At 44.6% G+C, this 5,116-nt stretch carries 4 protein-coding genes and 2 pseudogenes; 4 read left to right on the top strand and 2 right to left on the bottom strand.

All coding sequences use genetic code 11. From position 1 onward, the window contains the following. The 3 genes and pseudogenes from DW830_RS15055 to DW830_RS15050 all read left to right on the top strand — a co-directional run. On the top strand, positions 1–254 hold a 254-nt coding region (locus tag DW830_RS15055), incomplete at its 5' end, for a hypothetical protein (RefSeq protein ID WP_410524534.1). 28 nt (positions 255–282) lie between these two features. Next, entirely contained in the window at positions 283–387 is a 105-nt protein-coding gene (locus DW830_RS16000; RefSeq protein ID WP_158573523.1) for a smalltalk protein, read from the top strand. Positions 388–438: 51 nt separating this feature from the next. Then, a pseudogene (locus tag DW830_RS15050) lies at positions 439–863 on the top strand (N-acetylmuramoyl-L-alanine amidase). Between the two features lie 775 nt (positions 864–1,638). Here DW830_RS15050 and DW830_RS15045 read toward each other — a convergent pair. Both DW830_RS15045 and DW830_RS15040 read right to left on the bottom strand, forming a co-directional pair. Beyond that, positions 1,639–4,017: a glycine-rich protein gene (locus DW830_RS15045; protein ID WP_147487286.1), complete on the bottom strand. Its 2,379-nt coding sequence runs from the start codon at positions 4,015–4,017 to the stop codon at positions 1,639–1,641. Positions 4,018–4,515: 498 nt separating this feature from the next. Further along, positions 4,516–4,860: a hypothetical protein gene (locus tag DW830_RS15040; RefSeq protein ID WP_119250454.1), complete on the bottom strand. Its 345-nt coding sequence runs from the start codon at positions 4,858–4,860 to the stop codon at positions 4,516–4,518. 160 nt (positions 4,861–5,020) lie between these two features. On the opposite strand from DW830_RS15040, the pseudogene DW830_RS17190 reads away from it, so the two are divergent. After that, positions 5,021–5,116 (top strand): annotated as a pseudogene (locus DW830_RS17190) (IS982 family transposase); the annotation flags it as partial.

The raw sequence follows: 5,116 nt of genomic DNA, 5'->3' as shown, positions 1-5,116 counted from the left end.
CCAGAGCTCTGCAGATTGCAGCCATGAAGGCAGAGAAGGCGGGCGCCAAGACGCTCAACATCGAGGAGGCAAAGAAGTACAAGAAGGACGAGGCGGCTGGCGACGGCACTGACGAGACCGGCAAGCCAGGAAGCACCACCGGAGGCGGCACAGGTGAGAACACTGGCGGCACATCGCAGGGCACTGGCGGCAATGGTGAGAATACCGGTGATACCGGCAATGGAGACAACAGCAGCACGGATGTAGATTTGTAAACCATTTAATTATTAACGAATAAAGAATATGAGTATCAAGAACAAGCAGACATGGAATGAGATCATCAAGTTTGCGGTGACGGTATTAACGGCCCTTCTGGGCGCTATGGGAGTATCTTCCTGCTCTTTTTAGGGAACCGCCACCAGGGTTTAACAATGGATTATCTGGTTTAATAGATAGACTATGAGAAAGATTGATATGATTGTGGTGCATTGCAGCGGTAGCCGCTGCAATCACCCTTACACAGTAGAGCAGCTGCGCCACGACCATGTGGATGTGAACGGCTGGTTTGACATCGGCTATCATTATTATATTACGCGCGACGGCAAGGTACATGAGTGCCGTCCGATAGAGCGAATGGGTGCGCATGCCCGTGGAGCCAACGCCAACTCCATCGGCATCTGCTATGAGGGCGGACTGGATGCCAATGGCTGCATAGCCGACACCCGAACGGCAGCCCAGAAGGATGCGATGTTCTGCTGATCATCAACCTCCACCACCGTTTCCCTGACATCAAGGTGATACTGGGTCATCGTGACCTGCCTGGCGTGCAGAAGGCAGGTCCCTGCTTCGATGCCACCAAGCTCCAGCCGCTGCTGGAGGTATAGGAATGGGAGCAGAAAAAAACATCCCCCATCCTACTTTCTCAAGCCGGATGGGGGTTTTGCTTATGTAATAATTAAACCTAAAAAACAAAAGCAAGTATCAACTCATTAGGAGTTGATATTTATATTTATAGATATATGATATCTTTTGGATTTTCGGATTAAAAGCCCTGCCGGCTTTCACAAGCAGGCAGGGGATAATTATAAGTAAAAGATGTAAATAGATGTACCACTGTACCACCTACTTATTAAAACTATAAAATTAATCTTGCAGATTTTCACACATCAATCTGCTTCCTTAAAAAATATGAAGGAGGCATATTCACATACACCTTCAATCAATAGACTCTAATTCTATCAACAACTACCTCACCTATGCCTCCCCCGCTGCTGTAGCTCTCTGTGAAGAGACCACCAGCTAGCGAGGGGGCGAGGCTTTACATATAATTGCTTCGAAGATATACTTTATCAATAAATCCCCCTATCCCATCGATATGCCGGCTATTGCCTGGAGGCGGGGATAACATATCCCCAAAGCATAAAGTGGTTAGGTCATTGTTTGACGGAGGATGGGAATATCCGATGCTACGGGGGACACCTAACGGAGGACAGGACATATCCGGCGCTACGGATTTGCAATCCCCTATCCCATCAATATGCCGGCTACAGCCTGGTTGCTGGGGATTGCAAATCCCCAGAGCATAAAGTGGTTAGGTCATTTTTGACGGCGGATAACATATCCGCCGGAACGCCTAACGGAGGACGGGCATATCCGGTGCTACGGAAGCCATGTTATCAGAGCTGCACCATTACCTGCATGTCCCGTTTCTGATACGCCCGAAGGTGACAGGAAGGTTTGATTACCGGCTATCGTGTTACCATTGACAAGATTTGGATTCACATAACCACTGCCACCGCCGCCTCCACATGTGGCATTAAAACTCGATGAGTCATAGGGTGCATAGCCACCATACAGACCGCCGCCACCACCATCGCTACCTCGCGCTCTGCCTTCATAGCTTGTATAAGTATTGTCACCATCGTGACCATTCTGACCTGTACCAAAGGCATAACCACTTTTTTGAGTTGCTGCTTGATAGTAACCGCCACCCCAAAATTCAGGTTTACCTCCTTCACGGCCTCCACCATACGGTCCGTCTGCAGAACCTTTGTTTCCACCCTGACCTCCTGCTACCATTAACAATTTATTATTATCGTATGCAGTTTTTAAATCTTTTAAAAGTCCGTCCATCAGGCAAATGTGAGTAGCACCACTGCCACCACCACCTTTTTGTTTTCCTAATACAGAATCTCCTCCATTTCCGCCACCATTATAGCCGCCAACTCCTTTATCGGACGTACTACCATCTGTTCCCTTACCACCTACACAGATATAGAGAATCTGATTTTTTTGTGCCAGATAATCTCCCTCGGATTTACCTCCTTTAGATGCTCCTGCTCCCCAGCATTCCAGGGTATATGTTCCATCAACAGGAACCGTAAAAGACTCTATCGAACGCTTGTATTCGAAAAGACGAGCAAGACGATAGAATTCACGATTACAGTATGGTAGAAAATCCTTTTCTACTACTGACTGATTAACAGAAGGAGACATACTATAATCCTCCCCTGACAATTTTCCCCAACCATTTTGATTTCCACTTGTCGCTTGAGCAGACGCTTGATACGTCAATGAACGACCAAAAGGAATAATCTGGAGATATTTCTTACCAGCATCATCAGCTCGATATGGCTTATTCCCTACAAAAGCATTTGAAGCCATTATATCTACAGTACCCAAATCTTTGTAATCATCAGTAGCCGGTTGTTCACCTTCACCATAGTAATACTTATAGGTATCTTTAGTAAATTGGCGAGTCTCAACTAAAGTCTTGCTTTTCAAATTTATCACTGCAAGCCCTACCTGATGCTCCATATTGAAAACAATAGAGCCGGCATCAGGACCAACTGTTCCCGTTGCCACCTGGAAATCCTGGGCCAAGAGGGTTTCTTTAGCTGATTGATCCGCTACTACATTATTATCATTTGACAGCGAAGAAATCTTGGTTTTGAAGAAATCTGTGGCAGTTGCGGCGGTTCCTTCACCCTTTGTCATCGATGCACTATATGGATAGTAGGCGAAATACTTGTTATCTGTCGAGAACGAGAAGTTCTTGTTGTCTTTCGTCTTCCACGTAAATGTATTATTTTCTCCTTTCGTTTTTGTAAGCTGCACATTTTCAGCAACTATCTGATTGAATTTATTTACTACGTAAAGACCTACAACGTCGTTCTCTCCGAATGATGTCTTTGGAAAGGAATGAACTGTCCATGTATCAGGATATACAACCTTTGCATCATCCAACATATTGATAGAGTTGGACGAAAGCTTATAGATGATGGATTTACCTGCCTCCCAAACCTGCCCCTTGAGTGGCACTTTCCATTCCTGAGTTGTTCCATTCATATCCAAACTGAAGCACAACTCAGCACCCTCAGGCAAAGTCTGAGGAATCATCATCAAGGTTTGATTGTCCGATGTGAGCGCATGATCTTGGTCACCGACAACTATATTCGCACCGGATAAATCAAAGGTGTATTCACCTGTTCCATTACCTGTTGTCCAAGCAGCTGTTGGCACATTAGCCGTTGCCGATACTGAAAGATTACAGTTGCCCTTGTTAGGAATACCTTTCAGAGTTACGCTTGTCATCTTTCCCCCCTTACCTACAACATCTGCCAAATCCTTATCGATAGCGAAGGATACGGCAGTAAGAGCATGAATGAAATCCAATTGTACTGCATCAGCTGCATCCGAAATCTGACGAGAACCGGTATTGGTTGCAACGATCAAGTCTGGCTGATTGATGATATCATCTGCTGTAGTTGATGCAGTATAGGTAATTTGTGTCTGAACATTATCCTTATCAACACCATAGGTCAACATACTCTTATCTGCAGAGCTATGAGGAGCGTATGCATGAAAAGACACGGTGGAACCTATCGGCCACCTTGCATTACTATTGTTTGTGAATCCCCAGAATTCACCATCAGTTTTCTCGGCTTCAGCATTATCCAATAACAGAACATTATTTTCTCCTTCCTTATAAATCGCAGTTACGCCAAAGCTACCATAGGCGCCAATATTATCCTTCATGCTTCCACGCGTCAGCGCTACCCTTTCGTGCTCTACATCTTCCAGGGGTGCGCCGGAACGGGTGATGGGTTTTCCTTCCTTGCTCCAAATATGGATGCCATCCTGCACTACGGGATGGAGATAGAGGGGTTTTCCGAAAGGAGTTGACACGACGATGGGACCTTCTCGGTGGCAGCAGCTATGGCAGCACGGGAAGAGGAAGCGGGAGACATGGGTTTCCAGCTGTTGTCGAGCGTTGCATGAAACGTGATTTTATCTTTTGATAGATTGGCTTGCTGCAGTGATTCGCTTTCTGAACATGACGTAAAGGATGCGAGTACACTGAGTGCCAACAAACTGCTTTTATAAGTTTTCTTCATCATAATGGTTTCTTTTTATTCTTTTTCTTACGCCATTTTTTGGAGTTAAAGGAATTGGAGAATTCCGAAGCTCAACATCACGTGAGGGGGAATCTCCAATTCCTTGAATTTGATATTTTATTGTGAATGTAATGGGGGATTACATCGGAATGTTTGTACCGTTATCATCAGGTGCAGGCTTCCATTCTACGACCTTAACAGTGAACTTGATTTCCTTACCGAAGATCTTATCACCCTTGTTTGGATCCTTAGGCTTGTTTGGATCCTTACCACCAGGATTAACATCTGTACCAGGATCAACAGGATCTACCTGACCACAACCATTTGTCAGATTAAGAGTGTAAATGTACTTGTTACCTGCTACCCATGAAGCTGTTGTCTGACCAGCATCAACTGGGATAGCTACTGCTGCCCAACCAAACTTAGAACCATCTGTATCGCCAGATGGATAGATGCTTGTAGCACCTCTCTTTACTTGAATCAAGAGAGAGATGTATGCCTTACCTGAGAAATTTGTAAATTCAGTTGTATTTTTTACCTCAGTTCGGGATAAGAAATAGTGCCTAAAAAAGTTGGTAATCTCCGATATTTTTTGTATCTTTGTAGGTGAAATCCAATTAGTTACAAACATAAAAGATATCATTATGGAGATTACCAAGGACAAAGTTACAGAATTATTTTGTATTATTGATGAATTTTACAAAGTTTTTGATGCTGAAAATGCAGGAAAATTGCTTTTG

It is taken from the genome of Prevotella sp. AM34-19LB (assembly GCF_003468525.1).
Lineage (GTDB): Bacteria > Bacteroidota > Bacteroidia > Bacteroidales > Bacteroidaceae > Prevotella.
The sequence above is the reverse complement of the archived record's forward strand: the minus strand, read 5'-3'. Positions and strand labels throughout refer to the sequence as shown.

Coding starts and splice junctions, on each gene's coding strand:
- DW830_RS16000 (WP_158573523.1), top strand. CDS start 283: ATGAGTATCAAGAACAAGCAGACATGGAATGAGATCATCAAGTTTGCG.
- DW830_RS15045 (WP_147487286.1), bottom strand. CDS start 4,017: ATGAAGGATAATATTGGCGCCTATGGTAGCTTTGGCGTAACTGCGATT.